Genomic DNA, 16785 nt, shown 5'->3' on the forward strand with positions numbered 1-16785 from the left:
CCCCCGATGAGCCAGTCTGACAAGACATCCATTTCCCCTTTCCCCACCACGCGCTGGACGCTGATCCGCCGCGCGCAGAAGGGCGGCGAGACCGAGGCCGCGCGGGCGATGGAGGAAATCTGCCGCCAGTACTGGTATCCCATCTATGCCTTCGCCCGCCGCGGCGGCTTCAGCGCGGCGGACGCGGAGGATCTCACCCAGACCTTCTTTCAGCGCCTGATCGCCAGCGAGACGATCCAGGCCGCACGGCAGGAAAAGGGCCACCTGCGCACCTTCATGCTCGCGCTGCTCAAACGCGTCATCGCCAACTACTTCCGTCACGCCAGCGCCGAAAAACGTGGCGGCTCCCCCGCCGCCACGCTCTCCCTCGACGACGAAAACGCCGAGGACCGCTACATTCGCGAGCCAGCGGACATTCACGACCCCGACCTGCTCTTTGACCGCACCTGGGCTCAGGGCGTGCTCGACGCGGCGGAGAAAAAACTGCGCCAGGACTTCGCCAAGGCCGACAACCTCGACTCCTTCACCCAGCTCCGCGAATTCCTCCCCCTCGGCGACAACGCCACACCCTACGCTGCCGTGGCAAAAAAACTCGGCATCGCCGAGACCGCCCTGCGCCTGCAAATCCACCGCATGCGCAAGCGCTACGGCAAGCTCATCGAGGAAGAGATCGCCCAGACAGTGCACGAGCCCGCTGAGATCAAAGCCGAACTGGCGCATCTCATGGCCGCCATCGGCCGCTAGCCGCCGCGTTCTTCATTGTGTCACCTGGCACTGCGGCAGGGCTCGTTTGATCGCATCCACGCCCTCGGCGGTGATCTTCGTGCCTGTCAGAGTGAGGGACTTCAAGCAACGCAGCTCTTTGATCGCAGGAATGCACGCGTCGGTCAGTCTCAAACCAGAAAGCTCGAGCGCGGTCAGATTCACCAGCGGCTTGAGGTGGGCGAGACCCGCGTCCGTCACGTCTGATCCGATCAGTCCCAGCGTCTGCACATTCGTCAGAGTGGCGATGAGTGGCATTTCATCATCCTTGAACCGATGGCCCAGATATAGGCGGCGGAGATTCTTCAGACCACGCAGTGCCTCCACCATGACCGGCGTGGCGAAGGTGGGATGATTCCGGGAAATCGTCAGCGCCTCCAGATTCGGGATGCCGCTGGTGATGGCGCGGATGCCCTCGTCCGTGATGCGACAGTCCTCGACATGCAGGTTGAGCGCATTGTTGAAGTCCTTGAAGGAGGCGAACCCTGTGCCGGTGATGCGCGTGTCGTCCAAACGAAGAAGCGTGAGTTTTTTCAGAGAAGCAAGTCCGGCGAGATTCGCGTCGATGATCACCGTGTTCCGGGAGAGATAGAGCCGGTCAAGGCTGGCCAGCCTGCCGACGTGCTTCAATGCGGAGCCGGGGAAGGTGGTGCTGACCCGCAGAGTCTTGAGCGTGGAAATCCCGCCGAGGGCCTCGATGCCGGAGCCGTCGAATCGTCCGCTGGCATCGCAGCCAAGGGCCAATTCCGCCAGGCTCGTCAGGGTGGCGAGCCGTCGCAGCCCGGCATCGGTGAAACCGCCACAGCGGTGCAGGCTGAGCAACTTCAAGCTGGTGAAGCGTGCGATGGCGGCGAGACCTTCATCGCTCAGATTCGGGCAATCATCGAGTGCCAGGGTGGTGAGCTTGCGCTTCTCTGCGAGCGCGGCAAGCCCCTCGCCCGTGAAGTCCGTCCAGCCTTCGAGATTCAGCGAAGTCAGCTCTGACAGCCGGGCGAGATGGACCAGCAGCGCGTCTGGCATCTGCTGCGGGTTCAACTCGGGAGCGTTGAAGCGCAGGCCTTTCAGCCCGGTCAGGTTGCGCACGCAGGCGATGGCTGAGGCGTCGTTCACGGAGAAGAACATCAGCTCCTTCACGCCTTGCATGCGTGCGATGATGTCCAGATGCCGCTTGGCCGTGTCATCCATGAGAAGCTGTGGCATCTCCAGCCGGGAAACATCCAGTGGCCCGGCAGGCAGCTCTTTTTGCGTGCGTACGAGTTTTTTCCCACCGAGGTGGACCTCGGCCTTGCGTGCGACAGCGGATCCTTGATCCCACATCGGCGGCAGGCCGAGCACCCACTCCGCCACGGTGCGGATTTCCATCTCGCTCGCGGGCGGCGGTTTGCCAGACTCGTCATCGAGAGAATCCCACTCGACCAAAAAGCCGCCCAGCCTGGCCGACGGCTCGGAGGACCAGGCACAGTCGGCTCCATCACCACGGTCATGCAGCCACAGCCGGTGCGGGCCCTGGCCGGTGATGTCCGGCTGGCCACCGCCCCAATGGGTGAACTCAAATGTTTCTCCCGTGAACCAATGCCACTGGTCGCGTTCGCTCGGCTGCCACCCGCCCAGCCACCAGCCGCGCGTCTTGATGGTGAGCAGCGCCCGTGCGGGAAGGTATTTTGCAAACGTCTGCCAGGCCCAGTCCTGCTCCTCCTGCGTGGTCAGTGTCGCGAGGTGACCGCCCATGCGCGCGGCGAGCAGGCTGGCTGTGTTCCAAGGATGCGCGCCGGGCACAAGCTGGTAGCGGTGGCCTTTGAACACCAGCGGCACCGTGGGCGGCCGGATCGTGAGCGGATCATAGCCCAGCCTGAGCGGAGCCGGCGGCAACAGTTTGCCCTCGCTTTCATCCACGGGCAGCAGCGCCGCCGAGCGGACCACAATGCGCGCATTGTAGCAGCCCACCGCAAAAACCGGCCTGCCGAGCGACTCCGGAAACAGCACCTTCAACTGGCCGGCACGCTTCCAGTCGCCCTTCCAACGGTAAACCTCCTCACCATTGAGCAGCACCGCAAGGCCCTCGTCACGCACACGGATCACGACCTCATGCTCCTCGCCCGGAGTGATGAACACCAGTGGGCGCTCCAGCACCCAGTTGCTGGTCCGCTCCGCTCCTTTGCCATCGAGATAAGTCACCCCCACAAACGATCGTCCGCTGTTCGCCACACCACGGTCGTTGAAGACCACACCACCGCCGCCCGCACCTTTGCGGAAGCCGAAGTGAATGTACCCGTCATCGCCCTCGATCTTCGTGAAACGCACGCGCAGATCATGGCTGCCCGTGTGCTGGACCGGCAGCTCGCAGAGCGACTGTTTGCCGCGCACATGCACGTTGAACAGCTCGGCATTCACCATCTTCCAAGTCCCAACCAGCGAGTGTGCGGACAGATTCACCAAAGGCAGAAGTTCCTGCCAATCAGCAGGCGTGGGAGGGTTCTTGATCTGTGCTCCCCCTTCATGCAGTTCGATCGAATGAATGGCCATTCTGCCCATGTGGCAGCCGATGCCGGTCGCGGGCTGGCCATCGAAATCGTTGAGGACTCCGGGGCCGCTTTGTGAGACGCGCGACCAGTCGCCGTGCCAGCGGAAAATCTCCAATTCACCTGCTTTCAAGACGATACCGCTGTCATCCACGGCAAGCAGCAGTTCCTGCATCTGGCCGATGGGCAAAAAGGGCGCTTTGCGGGTAACGCCTGATCCGTTGTTGGACAGCGGCTTCCCATCAATCGAAGCCAGGCCCACATACGGCGTGGGGCTGTCATCCATGATAAGAGCGGCAGCGTGTTCCCTGAATCGAAATGCGATGACCACATAGCCGCCTGCATCCGACAGCCTCGTCAATCGCAGGCGCAAGGAGTAGCTGCCTTCGGGCTGGACGGGCAGCTTGAGGAGCGAATTGCTCGACTCCGTGTGGTTCGCCAGCACGCCATTCAGATGCCGCCACTGCCCGCCCATGCTATCTCGCGTCAAATCCAGCCTTGCCATCACATCCAGCCACCCTGTGTTCTCGGAGGCCAGAGGCGGTGATCCGGGCTGCTTGGACTGGTCTAAGGCAAACCAAACGGCTGCGACGACAACCGCTGCAGCCGTTGTTCCCGCCAGCACCACACGCCGCCAGTTCAAACGTCGCCCCATTCGTGAGATCACTGCTGGCGACAGATCACGCTCATGAGATTTCCCGGCGGCTCGAACGAGTGACAGCTCGAGCGGCACATGAATGGCCGCCAGCTCCTCACGCAGTTCCCGTACGCTCTGCTGCCGCTCCTCCCGCTCCTCTTCCATCGCCTTGCAAATGAGCGCATCAAAGCGCGGATCGAGGCCCGGCACCTTTTCCGAGGGCAGCTTGAACATCCCGCGCGGCAGATCACCCGTCAGCATCTCGTAAATCAGCACAGCCAGCGAATAAATGTCCGCGCGATGATCCGCCGTGCCCGCCTTGGAAAAAACCTCCGGCGCGGCATAGCCCTGGCTGCCCATCGAGGTGTTGGAAAGCGTCAGCGACGCCGTCGCCGGATCATCAATCTTCGCCAGGCCGAAATCCGCCACCTTCACATGTCCGTCACGACCCACGAGAATGTTCGAGGGCTTGATGTCCCGATGCACCACTCCCTGCCCATGCGCACAGACCAGCGCATCACACACTGCCAGTGCGATTCGCAGCGCCTCCTCCGGCGGCAATTTCCCTCCAGCCTCGATCCGCTTCGCCAGATCATCGCCCTCGATGAACTCCATCACGTAAAAAAGCTGTCCGTCGCCCGTCTCACCGAAATCATGCACCGGCACGATGTTCGGGTGTGAAAGCCGCGCCATCGCCTGCGCCTCCACCTTGAACCGCGCAGCAAAATCCAGCCCGCCGGCCGTTTCATGCACCGAAAGCAGCTTCACCGCCACCACCCGGTCCAGCGACCGCTGCCGCGCCTTGTACACCGCCCCCATTCCGCCGCGCCCGATGAAGTCCAGCACCTCATACTGCGGCAGGATCTCCCGCAGGTCGGGCACCTGCCCGCCTCTCGGCGGGGAAATCATGCCCGGCCCCTCGACGGGTCCGATGACTGAGTCAGCCTGGTTGTCAGAAGACATTGTTTGGACAAGGTCGAAGCGCTGGCCAATCAGAGGGCAGGTTGGAGAAAATCCAAGCAAATTACCGGCAAACATCCAAAGTCCCCGCCCTTCATGATCTTGCGCGCACGTCAGCACCTCATCGAATTTCCCCGCCGGCCGCTGGTGATGGGGGTCGTGAACATCAACGACGACTCATTCTGCGGCGACGGCACGCTCGACCCTGCGGTCGCACTGGCCCAGGCAAAAGCCCAGCTCCAGGACGGTGCGGACATCATCGACATCGGTGCGGAAAGCGCGCGCACGAACCGCGAACCGATCAGCGTGTCGGAGGAGATCGACCGGCTGCTGCCTTTTCTCGAAAAGTGGCCGGAGCTCAGCTCACGCTTCAACGCACCGCTGCTTTCCATCAACACCTGGCGCAGTGATGTTATCGCCGGGGTGCTGCCACATGGCGGCGATCTCATCAACGACATCAGCGGCCTGCCGGATGCCTTCAACGCGAAGCTCTGTGCCGAGCACAATGCCGGCCTGCTCATCATGCACAGTGTGGGCCAGCCGAAGGTGCCGCACACGCATGTGAAGTATGAGAGTATCATGGACACGCTGGACCGCTTCTTTGAGCAACGTCTCGTGCTGGCGGAAAGCGTGGGTCTGCCGCGTGAGAACATCCTGCTCGATCCCGGCATCGACTTCGCGAAGCAGCAGGATGACAATCTGACGATCTACCGCGATCTGGAACGCCTGCATCGCTTCGAGCGCCCGATTTTACTTCCCGTTTCACGCAAAACCGTGATCGGCGATGTGCTGGACGTTCCGGCGCTGGAACGTGATCCTGGAACCATCGCCTGCATCGCTGCCGGCATGACACGCGGCGCGCATCTTTTCCGTGTTCACAACGTCAAAGCCGCCGTGCAGGCCGTGAAGATGCTCTGGGCGGTGCAAAACAACCGCTGAACGGTTCAGCGCAGCACTTCGCCCTTGGTCACATCGCCGGGATCATCGAGAGCCATGATCTGGTTGATCGTCTTGAAGCGGCCCTTGTCCTCAAAGGCCCAGACGACTTTCTTGTCAGGCGTGATCTCGAAAAACTGCGGCTGTTCGCCCAGATGACCGTGCCCGAGGTAATTGGCGAAAATCGTATTGCCATTCGGCAGACGATGGCAGCCGGCCATGAGACGCAGCGTGTTGCCAGGAAGATCGTTTTCGTTGAGTTCCCACACGGTTTTGCCAGCAGGATCAACTTCAACGACCTTGTGGCCGTCGCCACAGGTGATGAGCAGATTTTTGTTCGGCAGTTGCACAACTTCGTGTGGATCGCCCGCGACCGGCACCTCACGCAGCACTTTGCCGCTGGCGTCGAGCTCCACGATTTTGCTCTCACCTTTGAAACAGACGAGATAGTGGCCATCGGTGGTCTTGCGGGTGCCACGGAACTGGTTGTGTAGCTTCACCGTATCCTTGGTGACGAGTTTGATCTCCTTGGCGATCTTCCCCGCGCGATCGACCTCGATGATGCGGCTGGTGCCGCACTCAACGACGAGCACGTTGCCATCTGGCAGCGGCTGACATGCATGGCACTCGACTTTTTCCGGTGCCAGGTATTCCCAGACGACCTTTTGGTCGCGTGTGACTTCCTTGGCTCCGCCATGGTAGGCAAAGAGGATGTTCCCGTTCGGCAGCCGCCAGCAGTCCTGCGGATGCTTGGCCTCCACCTGCCACTCGATTTCGCCGGTGGCGGACAGAATGGTCACACGATCACCGCCGTAGTCGCAGCAGAGGATGGGACGTGCGGCCAACAGGCCGGCAACGGACCCGGCAAGGAAGGCAGCAGCCAGAAGAACAGATGAGAGCTTCATGAAGATCAGTCTTCACCTTCTTTTTCTGAGACGGCAGCGACCGGGGCTTCCTCGGGAACATCCGAGACCGGTTCATCTGCGGGCGTCTCCTCGCTAACTTCTTCGGCAGCAGGCTCTTCAGTGGCGGCTTCAGCATCAGGCGCTTCTTCAGCAGTCTCTTCCACGACAGGTTCCTCCGCTGCGACTTCCTCAACGGACTCTGTCGTCACCGCTTCAGCAGCAGGGGCGGCTTCATCTCCAGCAGAAACTTTGGCCACAGGTGCTTCTTTTTTGGCGGCGGGTTCGCCCTGAACGCCGAGGAAGACCATGCCGTCGCTGTATTCGATGACGTAACCTTCGTTCGCGAGCCAGCGGATGTCCTTGATGACGGCGATCTGCTCCTCGGTGGGATGCTTCGGCGCGTTTGGATCGGTTCCTTCCGGCAATGCGGGTGACGGAACGACCGCCTCCACGAGCTTCTGCATCGGCATGCCATGATTGGCTTTGAGCAGCTCCACGATCTGCGCCAGACGGTCCGAAAACACCATGCCAGCCTCGATCGCACGCGGCTTCACACGGCAGACGAACTGCTTGCCAGCACGGCGTTTGAACAGCTTCATGCCGCGGCGCTCCAGGCCGGCACCAAGTTTTTGCGAGAGCTCAAAGAGATGCTTCCGCGCCGCATCCACCGACTGACGCAGCATGATGAAGAGCACATGCGAGAGCTTCTGCTTGTCGATGTTGCCATGAACCGTGGCATCACGCACCTCGATGACGGCGTCGTTGCCAAAGGTGCGGCGGAAATGCGCCTCCATGTCACCGCGGGAGTTGAGCGCGAGCGGTTCGCCTCCTTCAGGCACTTCACCTTTCAGGCATACCCAGCGGCGGCCTTTGCTCATGTTTCCCTTCCACTTCGCGACGAGTTCAGGATTCGACTCCACACGGATGCGGCGTTTGAAATCCTCAATCGGCATGTTTGAAAAACGCTCGCGATGCAGGCGAATGACGCCGGTTTGATAGCTGTGATGGCTCGGCGGAGCAATGAGTTCGCCGCTCATGCCGCACACGGCCACGGAGGCGAATTCACCTTTCGGCGCTTCGAGCTCGATCTCCTCGACGCGATAAAACTCATCCTGCGCCGAACTGTGCAGCACATGCGCGAGCGCTTCATCACGCGACAGGAAGAGGCTGCCGTCCGCAGGCACATGGTAGAAGCCGGCGGCACGCTCTTCCGCGCAGCGGAAGCGCACCATGAAGCGGTCTCCTCCCGCCAGCACGAGGCGCGCGGCGTCAAACATGCTGAACGCATGGCCGGTCTGGCGCACATGCGCGGCGAGGGCGTCCACGGCCTTGTCGTCCGGGAAGATCGTGATTTGCACGTCCCTTGGAATCTCCACCCACTCACGCTGCGGCGGCCCGCCACGATCACGATCACCAAAACGACGCGGCGGACCACGACGGTCATCGCCATCACGGCGAGGTGGGCCGCCTTCACGCGGCCGGAACCCGCCAGGACCATCGCGGCGCGGCGGAGCACCGCCGCCAGGGCCGTCACGACGTGGCGGAGGTCCGCCACTGCGACCACGATCTCCGAAACCACCGCCACGGCGGTCATCACGACCTCCGCGCTGCGGACGGTCATCGCCAGAGTCGGCGTAGCGTTTTTTGATCTTCTCTTCCTTGCCGAACTCACCCACCCACGCAGGCATCAATTTCAAATCGGAAAGGTCCACCAGTGCGCTGGGCTGCTGCGGCTGGTTCTCGGTGCTGGCTTCGGGTTCGGTCATACGCTCGGTCTGGAAAGGGCCGCGACTATGCCTCGAAACGCCGTTGTCGCCAGCTTTGTTCGTGTGGCGTTTTCTTGGCGTGACGCTATGTGAATAACCACATGCCCGCCGAACCCATCACCTTTTTCAACCGCCTAACCCGGCGCATCGAGACCGAGGCGGTCTATGGCGAGGGATTTCTGCGCTTCACGTATGAGAGCACGCCCGGCCGGCTGCCGCTGCACGCCATGGTGAAACGTGCCGCCTTTTCACACTGGTATGGCCGCCGCATGGACGCTCCGTCCAGCAGGGCCAAGATCGCCCCGTTCCTCGCCACCTATGGCGTGGACACCACCGAATTCGCCGACGCGCCCGGCTCATTTCGCACCTTCAACGAGTTCTTCTACCGCAAACTCAAGCCCCAGGCGCGGCCGATTGCCGCGGGCCAAAACGAAATTGTCTTCCCGGCAGACGGCAGGCATCTCGTCCTCCCCGACATCGCCGCCTGTGACGATTTCTTCATCAAAGGCACCCGCTTTGAGCTCACCACCCTGCTGCGCAACACCTCGCTCGCCGCACGCTTCACACACGGCAGCATGCTGATCTCCCGCTTGTGCCCCGTGGACTACCACCGCTTCCACTTTCCCTGCGCCGGCACGCCTGCGGTTTCACACCCGATCAAGGGCCCGCTTTATTCCGTGAATCCCATCGCCCTGCGCAAACGCCCCTCGATCCTCTGGGAAAACAAGCGTGCGATCACCCCGCTGCACACACCGAACCTCGGCGAGGTGCTGCTGCTCGAAGTCGGTGCCACCTGCGTCGGCTCCATCGTGCAAACCTTCAAATCAGGCGATCCCATCACTAAGGGCGCTGAAAAAGGCTATTTCCGCTTCGGCGGCTCCTGCGTCATCACGATCTTCGAGCCGGGCCGCATCCGCTTCGCCGATGATTTGATCGAGCACAGCCGCGCCGGCCGCGAAGTTTATGCCCGCATGGGCGATGTGGCGGCCTACGCTCTCGGGTGAAACCGCCGGTGTACGTCCTTCAGCCGCGCCTGATCGACGTGCGTGTAGATCTGCGTCGTCGAGATGTCCGCATGGCCCAGCATTTCCTGGATCACGCGCAGGTCCGCGCCGTTGTTCAGCAGATGCGTGGCAAAACTGTGCCGCAGCAAGTGCGGATGGACGCGGGCCGGATCAAGGCCGCACATGGCCGCCCGCTCTTTGACGATCTGCTGGATGCGTGTCGTCGTCAGCCGTGTGCCGTTGTGTGAGATGAAGATGTGGCTCTGCGTTTTTGGCTTCACCAGCGCCGGACGTCCGTGTTCGAGCCATGCGGCGATGGCTTCACGCGCCGCGACACCCACGGGCGCAAGACGCGTCTTCGAGCCTTTGCCCGTCACGCGAATCCAGCCTTCCTCCAAGCTCAGATTCTCCAGCTTCGCATTCATCAGTTCCGACAACCGCACCCCGCTGGCATAAAACAGCTCCAGAATCGCCCGGTCGCGCCGGTCCAGCGGCTTCGTGCCGTTCACGGACTCGATCAGCTTCTGCACATCGCTTTCGTTCAACGAATCCGGCAGGTGCTTCTCCTGCCGCGGTGGCAAGATCGGGTCGGCAGGATCGAAGGCGATGTGTTTGCGTGCTGTGAGCCAGCGAAAGAAAATTTTCAGCGCGATGAGCTCGATGCGCGCCGATGACGCGGCGATGCCGTCCTTCTTCCGCTGGGAAAGAAACCCACCCAGATGGTCCGTCGTCACCGCCGCCGCAGTCTCCGACTGGTGTTTCATTTTGAACCACGACGCGAACGCCTCCAGAAACCGGCGCACGAGGATCTGGTAATTCACGGACAGGCCGCGCTCGGTCGCCAGGTGTTGAATGAAGCCGTCGATGAGTTCCAGCACGCCGCAGCATGCCACGGCATCGGTTGATGACAAAAAAACATTGCCGGGACGCACACCCCCCGGCAACGTCTGCCGCCAGACACAGCCCCAGCACTCCACCACTCCTCGTTTTATGGCCTCCTACAACAAAGTCATGCTCATCGGCAATCTCACCCGCGACCCGGAAGTGCGTTACACGCCCAAAGGCAGCGCCGTCTGCGACATCGGTCTCGCCGTGAACCGCGTGTACACCTCCGACAGCGGTGAGAAGGTGGAGGAAGTGACCTTTGTCGATGTCGTGCTGTGGGCGAAGATGGCCGAACTCGCCGGCAAATACCTGCACAAAGGTCGCCCCGTCTTCATCGAGGGCCGTTTGCAGATGGATTCCTGGGAAGACAAGCAGACCGGCCAGAAGCGCACCCGCATGCGCGTGGTGGGCGAGCAGATGCAGTTCCTCGGCAGTCCACAGGGCGGTGATCGTGCTCCCGCCGGTGGTGGCGATGAAGAAGGTGGCTCCAGCGGTGGAGGTGGCGGCGGTTACAATCGTCCCGCCGCCCGCCCAGCCCAGCGCCCCGCTGCTGCACAACAGCGTCCGGCTCAACGTCCCGCCCCTGCCCAGCAGAACGACGAATTTGGCGAAGGCCCGATCACCGAGGGCATGGAAGAAGACGACATTCCGTTTTGATTAAATGGGACTCGATTGGAATCCAGGCCCCAAAGCCAAGCCCGGCTTTGAAGCCGAGTTCGAATCTTTGTGGCGAAAGCTGCTCTCCAAAAGGTGGTGTTGGAATCGTGCAGGTAAATCGCGACGTTTTGATGCGATCACCCAGTCTGCGTTCGACACACTCAAGACCCCGACTGTTGGAGTTGAGGACGAGGCAACGGCGTGGGCTCACCAGCAGTTCGAGCAGCGAGTCGACAAATCTTTGACGGAGGAACTTTTTGTGAGCCGCCTCACAGGTTTCCGGGTGCTCCCGCTGATCCCTCGTTGTGACGGTCTCCCTCGATACACAAACGGTAGCCCGGGCGGCTACGTCGAAGCCTATGCTTTCCGCGGCCAATTTTTGAAGGATTGCGAATACATCATCGGCGCAGAACTGCTCAATGCTGCATGGGAGTCCAAGCTATCGAATGAGACGATCAAATACGGTAAGGAGCTTCTGCGTCACTCCGCGTACTATGCTAAGACACATCAAATTGACTTGGCCACAGTTCATCTGGCTGAAGATCCTGAATCTGTCGAGTTCCACCTAGATGTTGTCGAATCCGCAGGACGTTGGTGTGTGTTCTGGGGAAAGCATGGCCATTGGCTGGAAGCCTATTTTTGAGTGACTGCCACTTCTGTTGCTACCGGAAGATGGCGCTGAATTGATGCGTTACTTTCCGCCCCGAATGCCCTCGAAAACCGTCATCACGGCCATCCTGGTCGCCAACATCATCTCCGCGTCTGCGGAGGTGTCGTTTCGCAATGACGTGATGGCCGCCATCTCGAAAGCGGGCTGCAATCTGGGCACCTGTCATGGCAATGCGACGGGCAAAGGCGGCTTCAAGCTCTCCTTGCGCGGTCAGGATGCCGATTTCGACTTCAAGGCGCTCGCTCGCGATGCCTCAGGGCGTCGTGTGAACGCCTTCGCCGCTGAAAAAAGCCTCCTGCTGGTCAAAGCGTCGAACAAAATCGCGCACGAGGGCGGCAAGAAGCTCGATCTCCAAGGCTGGGAGTATCAGGTGCTGCGCGATTGGATCGCCGCCGGCATGCTGCGAGACGATGCGACCGCGCCGAAAGTCACAAAACTCGCCGTGACGCCTACGGAGTCCGTTTTGGACGAACCCGCGAGCACCGTGCAGATCAAGGTGCAGGCCACCTTTGCCGACGGCGTGCAACGCGATGTCACCGAACGCGCCATTTACGAGCCGCTGCAAAACGGCCTCGTCGAAGTGAGCAAGAGCGGCCTCGTGAAGCGCCTGCAATTTGGCGAGCCATCCATCCTGGTGCGTTTCCTGAATCAATCCGTGCCCGTTCGACTCACGTTTGTGAAGGCGAATCCTGCTTTCGCCTGGAGCCAGCCGCGCCGCAACAGCAAGATCGACGCGCACGTCTTCAACAAACTCAAGACCCTGCGCATGAACCCCAGCGCCGTGTGCGGCGACGATGTCTTCATCCGCCGTGCCTGGCTCGATCTCTGCGGCATGATTCCGCCTGCCGATGCCGCACGCGCCTTCGCTGCTGACAAATCACCCGACAAACGCGCCCGTTTGATCGACCAACTGCTCGTGCGGCCCGAGTTCGCCGATTTTTGGGCGCTGAAGTGGGCCGACGTGCTCAAGGTCGAAAGCCGCACGCTCGACAAGACCGGCATGCAGGCCTTCCACGACTGGATTCGCGCTGCCATCGCGCAAAACCGGCCCGTGAACGAGCTCGTGCGCGACATGATCGCCTCACGCGGCAGCACGTATCATGAACCCGCGTCGAACTTCTACCGCGCCAACCGCACGCCCGAGGCCCGCGCTGTCGCCGCCGCGCAGGTCTTCCTCGGCACGCGTTTGCAGTGCGCCCAGTGCCACAACCATCCCTTCGACCGCTGGACGCAGGACGATTACTACAACTGGTCCGCTGTCTTCGCCCGTGTGGATTACAAGATCATCGGCGACAACAAGCGCCGCGATAAGAGCGACAAGCACGAGTTCAATGGCGAGCAGATCGTCTTCTTGAACGCCAAGCTCAGTGTCGAAAATCCGCGCACCGGCGACACCGCGAAGGCCAAATTCCTCGGTGGTGATCTCGCCAGGCCTGCGGACAAGGAAGACGAGCTGCAAGCCGCCGCAAACTGGCTCACCAGCGGCCAGCATCCGCTCTTTGCCAAATCACAGGTGAACCGCATCTGGTATCACCTCATGGGCCGTGGCCTTGTCGATCCCGTCGATGACATGCGCCTCACCAATCCCGCCAGCCATCCCAAACTGCTCGAAGAACTCGCGCAGGACTTCATCCGCAGCGGCTTCGACCTGCGCCACGTCATTCGCAGCATCATGCTGAGCAAAACCTATCAGCTTGAGGCCGCGCCGAACGACACCAACGCCGCTGACACGATCAACTACTCCCACCGCATCCCGCGCCGCCTCAGCGCCGAGCAATTGATCGACTCGCTCTATGCATCGCTGCGCGTAACCCCAAGCTTCGACGAGTGGAAACCCGGCACCCGCGCCAGCCAGATGCCCGGCCCCATGAACGGTCGTGGCAGCCCCAATCCGATGTCCCCCGAGGCCTTCCTCGTGCAGTTCGGCCGCCCCAAGCGCGAACTCACCTGCGAATGCGAACGCGGCAGCGACACCTCGCTCGGCCAGATCTTCCAATTCATCGGCGGCCCCACCATCACCCGCGTCATCACCGACAAACACAACCGCCTCGGCTCTCTCACCAAACAGCCCGACAACGGCGCTGCCGTGCGTGATTTATTTTGGGCGTTGCTCACCCGCGCTCCCACCCCTGACGAGGCAAAGGTGATGGAAGCCCTGCTCGCCAGCGCGAAAGACCGCCGCCTCGCCTTGGAGGACATCGCGTGGAGCTTGGTGAACGCGAAGGAGTTTTTGCTTTGTCGGTGAGGCTGGAGAGCCGCTGTCGTCGTCGCGACAGTAGCAGGACGCGGCTTTTCGGCTTGGACGCTCACAAACGCACCGTTTAAGCTGCTGCTGTGAAAGCGCAGTTCAGCACCCAAAATCTCGCCTCCTGCACGTTGCTGGGAGGGCTGACTTCCACCACGACTGCCATCCAAAACATTCAAAAAACAAACTGCTTATGAGCGACGACTGGAACTTCCATGATGCGGTTGAGGACGGCATTCGCGACAACGCGGGACACTTGGCTCTGGCCGGTGTTCTGTCTGCCCACTCCCAACGTCAGAGACAGTTGCAGGCTCTGGAGGCGGCACGCAAGCAACAGGCGGAAATGGCAAAGACGGAGCAGGAACGCCTTGCCGTGGAGAAACAGCGCCTGGAACTCGAGCTGCTGAAACAGCAGGCCGAGAAAGAGGAAAAAGAAGCGGTCCGCCTGCTGCGTGTGATGATGGCTGGGATGGGGCCGGAGTTTGACGCGCTGAGCAGTCGCGGCGTGCTGGCCGCATCTCCAGCGGGAATTCGGCAGGACTACCGGATGGCAGTGCTGCTCACGAAGATCGCCGTGGTACGCTCACGCAGCAGCGTGCTGAGTGAATTGAGCGATTTGAAGGAGCTGTCCCGCCTGGAGAGCCAGGCGCAGGATTTGGCAGCCCGGCACTTTGAGGGCCGCGATCCTTTGGAGATCACCCGCGCCAAATGGAAAGAGTTGGAGGCATGGATGGCAGCTGTGCAGGAATTGGGAAAAGTGGTGAAGGACCATTTGGCGGCGGTACCGCCAGATGGCTCCACGAAAATAGCCGGGCTCGGCGAACTTCAGGAGATCCACGCCCAACTGTCATCACTGCGTGATGACCTTTCCGCGAGAGTGCGTGAGTTTGTCAAGGCATTGCCCGACGATGCCATGGACGCTAAGGGTCTCTTTCCTGAATTGGCGGAACAGGCGCAGTATGACGACATGCAGAAGGAGCGAGATGCCATGCGGCTGGACACATTGGCGGCCTGCTGGGACAAGGTGGCAGACGGGAGTGAACCCCCGGGATTGATCACGGAGTGTGACGCGGCCCTGGCTAGGCTCCAGGATTGGTTTGCGAAACATGCGTTGCATCAGACGTTGCTCGCATCTGCGGCGACGTCGCTGCAGCAGGGCGATCTGGCAGATGCAGAGCGCGATGTCGCGGTCCTCGGGGAAGCGCGGTTTGAGGACTTGAGCTATGCGTCACTTGAGGAGATCGCCGCCGTTCAAGCTTCTCTGGCGAAGCTGCAAACAGTCAGGCGTGCTGATGCCATCAGGCAGGCGGAAGAGCTTCTCAAAGGCTATCCAAAATCAACAGCTTTGAGCCAGCTTCGGCAGACAGCCATGCTGCACATGACACGCGGGGGGCGAGAAAAACGCAATGCGTTGGTTGTTATGGCAGCCGGGTTGGTGCTGGTGGTCTCTATGGGCCTAAGCCATCTTTACAATCAGAAAAAACAAGAGCGATTGGTCGCAGAGGCGGAAGAGATGGTTGCGGAAGCCATAGAGCGCCTGCCTCAACAAATCTCGGAGGAGTCAGTTGGCAGCACCCTGGTCGTGCCAATTGCCTTACAGACAGTGGTGAAGTTCAGCTACATACCATCCGGTGCTTTCACAATTGGCAGCCCGGAGAGTGAATCTGGGAGATCAAGTGACGAGAAACAAGCGGAGGTGACCTTGACCAACTCCTTCTGGCTGGCGCAGCTCGAGATAACGCAGGGGCAGTGGCAGGCAGTGATGGGCAGCAATCCGAGCTATATCCAAGGGAGCGGCCAACTACCATTAGAGAACGTAAGCTGGAACGAAGCGCAGGCGTTCATCGCCAAGCTCAATGCCATCAACATTCTTCCAGATGGATGGCGCTTCACCTTGCCTACTGAGGCGCAATGGGAGTATGCGTGCCGAGCAGGAGACGCCGGACCATATCACGGCAGCGACTTGAATGAGATCGGATGGCATGATGGCAACAGCGGGGGTAAATCGCATGAAGTGGGCGGCAAGAAGGCCAATGCGTGGGGCCTGTATGACATGCACGGGAACGTCTGGGAGTGGTGCCTTGATGCATGGGATAATACTGCGAAGTACATAGGTGGCAAGGACCCTGCGGGCAGCCTTGGCTCCCTTCGGGCATATCGGGGCGGTTCATGGTTTAACCATGCCATCCACTGCCGCGCCGCCCGCCGATACTTCACTGGGCCAAGTTCCTGCAACGACATCATTGGCTTACGCCCCGCCATTATTCCAGTCGGGCCGTAACCCACGAGAAGCGAGTGTGTCAGTGCTCGAGAGACGGGCGACCGACAGGGAAAACATCTCGGCTAATTCGAGACTTCCGTCGTGAGCGGGCATGTTTCTCGTAGATTTTCGAGTCGTTTTGCTTCTGGGCATTACTATTTTGCATGGCAGTAAAACGCAAACTTTTGACCCAACAGCAATTCAACCAAATCGCTAAATCTTCCGAATGGAAGATCGAAGAACTTGCGCCTTGGCATCTGTCAGACCTCCCCGGAATACAGCGAAAAGAGGGCATTGTGGGTGCCTTTGTGAGCGGTGACTCGACAGCCACCAAGTTCCTCAATCAAAGGCATGCGGTGCTGGGAATCGATGTGATTTGTCATGAGCTGAACCCGCAAACAGCCAACGGAGAGGGGCCGATCAATGTTTACCACTATGTCGTCACGAAAACGCATGATGAAAGGTTCCCATATTGCCTGTATGGCAAGTTCAGGGAAGAGACTCTAATGGGGCATTGGCCTTCTGACCTCGACCTCAGTGTTTATGGGCTCAGTTGAGGGAGCGGCTTGGTGAATGCTG

The 16785-nt window shown here is 60.7% G+C and carries 12 protein-coding genes; 8 read left to right on the forward strand and 4 right to left on the reverse strand.

Annotated elements, in window-relative coordinates; translation table 11 throughout:
• Window positions 1-6: 6 nt before the first annotated feature.
• Window positions 7-744, forward strand: coding sequence for a sigma factor (locus tag U1A53_RS03360; protein WP_322278979.1), 738 nt, complete (start codon window positions 7-9; stop codon window positions 742-744).
• Between the two features lie 12 nt (window positions 745-756).
• Here U1A53_RS03360 and U1A53_RS03365 read toward each other — a convergent pair whose 3' ends face one another.
• A complete protein-coding gene (locus tag U1A53_RS03365) occupies window positions 757-4881 on the reverse strand; it encodes a protein kinase (RefSeq protein WP_322278980.1) in 4125 nt (1374 codons plus the stop codon).
• Between the two features lie 93 nt (window positions 4882-4974).
• On the opposite strand from U1A53_RS03365, the gene folP reads away from it, so the two are divergent.
• Window positions 4975-5817 carry a dihydropteroate synthase gene (gene folP, locus U1A53_RS03370; RefSeq protein ID WP_322278981.1) on the forward strand — a complete coding sequence of 281 codons (843 nt, stop codon included), beginning with the start codon at window positions 4975-4977 and terminating at the stop codon, window positions 5815-5817.
• A 5-nt stretch (window positions 5818-5822) separates the two neighbouring features.
• Here the strand turns inward: folP and U1A53_RS03375 are convergent, their stop codons facing one another.
• Window positions 5823-6719 (reverse strand): PQQ-binding-like beta-propeller repeat protein, encoded by an 897-nt coding sequence (locus U1A53_RS03375; RefSeq protein WP_322278982.1) that lies wholly within the window; start codon window positions 6717-6719, stop codon window positions 5823-5825.
• Window positions 6720-6724: 5 nt separating this feature from the next.
• Window positions 6725-8485 carry a hypothetical protein gene (locus U1A53_RS03380; RefSeq protein WP_322278983.1) on the reverse strand — a complete coding sequence of 587 codons (1761 nt, stop codon included), beginning with the start codon at window positions 8483-8485 and terminating at the stop codon, window positions 6725-6727.
• 101 nt (window positions 8486-8586) lie between these two features.
• Between U1A53_RS03380 and U1A53_RS03385 the strand changes: the two genes are divergently transcribed.
• Entirely contained in the window at window positions 8587-9489 is a 903-nt protein-coding gene (locus tag U1A53_RS03385) for a phosphatidylserine decarboxylase (RefSeq protein ID WP_322278984.1), read from the forward strand.
• Here the strand turns inward: U1A53_RS03385 and U1A53_RS03390 are convergent.
• Entirely contained in the window at window positions 9474-10400 is a 927-nt protein-coding gene (locus tag U1A53_RS03390; protein WP_322278986.1) for a site-specific tyrosine recombinase XerD, read from the reverse strand. The two genes, U1A53_RS03385 and U1A53_RS03390, sit on opposite strands and share 16 nt — an antisense overlap.
• A gap of 79 nt (window positions 10401-10479) precedes the next feature.
• Here U1A53_RS03390 and ssb point away from each other — a divergent pair, with 79 nt between their 5' ends.
• The 5 genes from ssb to U1A53_RS03415 all read left to right on the forward strand — a co-directional run bounded on the left by ssb (window position 10480) and on the right by U1A53_RS03415 (window position 16763).
• The gene (ssb, locus tag U1A53_RS03395; RefSeq protein ID WP_322278987.1) at window positions 10480-11031 is read left to right on the forward strand and encodes a single-stranded DNA-binding protein; all 552 of its coding nucleotides are present in this window, start codon (window positions 10480-10482) and stop codon (window positions 11029-11031) included.
• 4 nt (window positions 11032-11035) lie between these two features.
• Window positions 11036-11674, forward strand: coding sequence for a hypothetical protein (locus tag U1A53_RS03400; RefSeq protein ID WP_322278988.1), 639 nt, complete (start codon window positions 11036-11038; stop codon window positions 11672-11674).
• A gap of 64 nt (window positions 11675-11738) precedes the next feature.
• Window positions 11739-13946: a DUF1549 and DUF1553 domain-containing protein gene (locus tag U1A53_RS03405; protein ID WP_322278990.1), complete on the forward strand. Its 2208-nt coding sequence runs from the start codon at window positions 11739-11741 to the stop codon at window positions 13944-13946.
• Between the two features lie 193 nt (window positions 13947-14139).
• The gene (locus U1A53_RS03410; protein ID WP_322278991.1) at window positions 14140-16227 is read left to right on the forward strand and encodes an SUMF1/EgtB/PvdO family nonheme iron enzyme; all 2088 of its coding nucleotides are present in this window, start codon (window positions 14140-14142) and stop codon (window positions 16225-16227) included.
• Window positions 16228-16370: 143 nt separating this feature from the next.
• Window positions 16371-16763 carry a hypothetical protein gene (locus tag U1A53_RS03415; protein ID WP_322278993.1) on the forward strand — a complete coding sequence of 131 codons (393 nt, stop codon included), beginning with the start codon at window positions 16371-16373 and terminating at the stop codon, window positions 16761-16763.
• Window positions 16764-16785: the final 22 nt, after the last annotated feature.

Origin of the sequence: Prosthecobacter sp. (assembly GCF_034366625.1) — a bacterium.
In the GTDB taxonomy this organism is placed as follows: Bacteria; Verrucomicrobiota; Verrucomicrobiia; order Verrucomicrobiales; family Verrucomicrobiaceae; genus Prosthecobacter.

What these genes read in the sequence shown, in the direction of transcription:
- U1A53_RS03360 (WP_322278979.1), top strand. Translation starts at nt 7, where the DNA reads ATGAGCCAGTCTGACAAGACATCCATTTCCCCTTTCCCCACCACGCGC.
- U1A53_RS03365 (WP_322278980.1), bottom strand. Translation starts at nt 4,881, where the DNA reads ATGTCTTCTGACAACCAGGCTGACTCAGTCATCGGACCCGTCGAGGGG.
- folP (WP_322278981.1), top strand. Translation starts at nt 4,975, where the DNA reads ATGATCTTGCGCGCACGTCAGCACCTCATCGAATTTCCCCGCCGGCCG.
- U1A53_RS03375 (WP_322278982.1), bottom strand. Translation starts at nt 6,719, where the DNA reads ATGAAGCTCTCATCTGTTCTTCTGGCTGCTGCCTTCCTTGCCGGGTCC.
- U1A53_RS03380 (WP_322278983.1), bottom strand. Translation starts at nt 8,485, where the DNA reads ATGACCGAACCCGAAGCCAGCACCGAGAACCAGCCGCAGCAGCCCAGC.
- U1A53_RS03385 (WP_322278984.1), top strand. Translation starts at nt 8,587, where the DNA reads ATGCCCGCCGAACCCATCACCTTTTTCAACCGCCTAACCCGGCGCATC.
- ssb (WP_322278987.1), top strand. Translation starts at nt 10,480, where the DNA reads ATGGCCTCCTACAACAAAGTCATGCTCATCGGCAATCTCACCCGCGAC.
- U1A53_RS03400 (WP_322278988.1), top strand. Translation starts at nt 11,036, where the DNA reads ATGGGACTCGATTGGAATCCAGGCCCCAAAGCCAAGCCCGGCTTTGAA.
- U1A53_RS03405 (WP_322278990.1), top strand. Translation starts at nt 11,739, where the DNA reads ATGCCCTCGAAAACCGTCATCACGGCCATCCTGGTCGCCAACATCATC.
- U1A53_RS03410 (WP_322278991.1), top strand. Translation starts at nt 14,140, where the DNA reads ATGAGCGACGACTGGAACTTCCATGATGCGGTTGAGGACGGCATTCGC.
- U1A53_RS03415 (WP_322278993.1), top strand. Translation starts at nt 16,371, where the DNA reads ATGGCAGTAAAACGCAAACTTTTGACCCAACAGCAATTCAACCAAATC.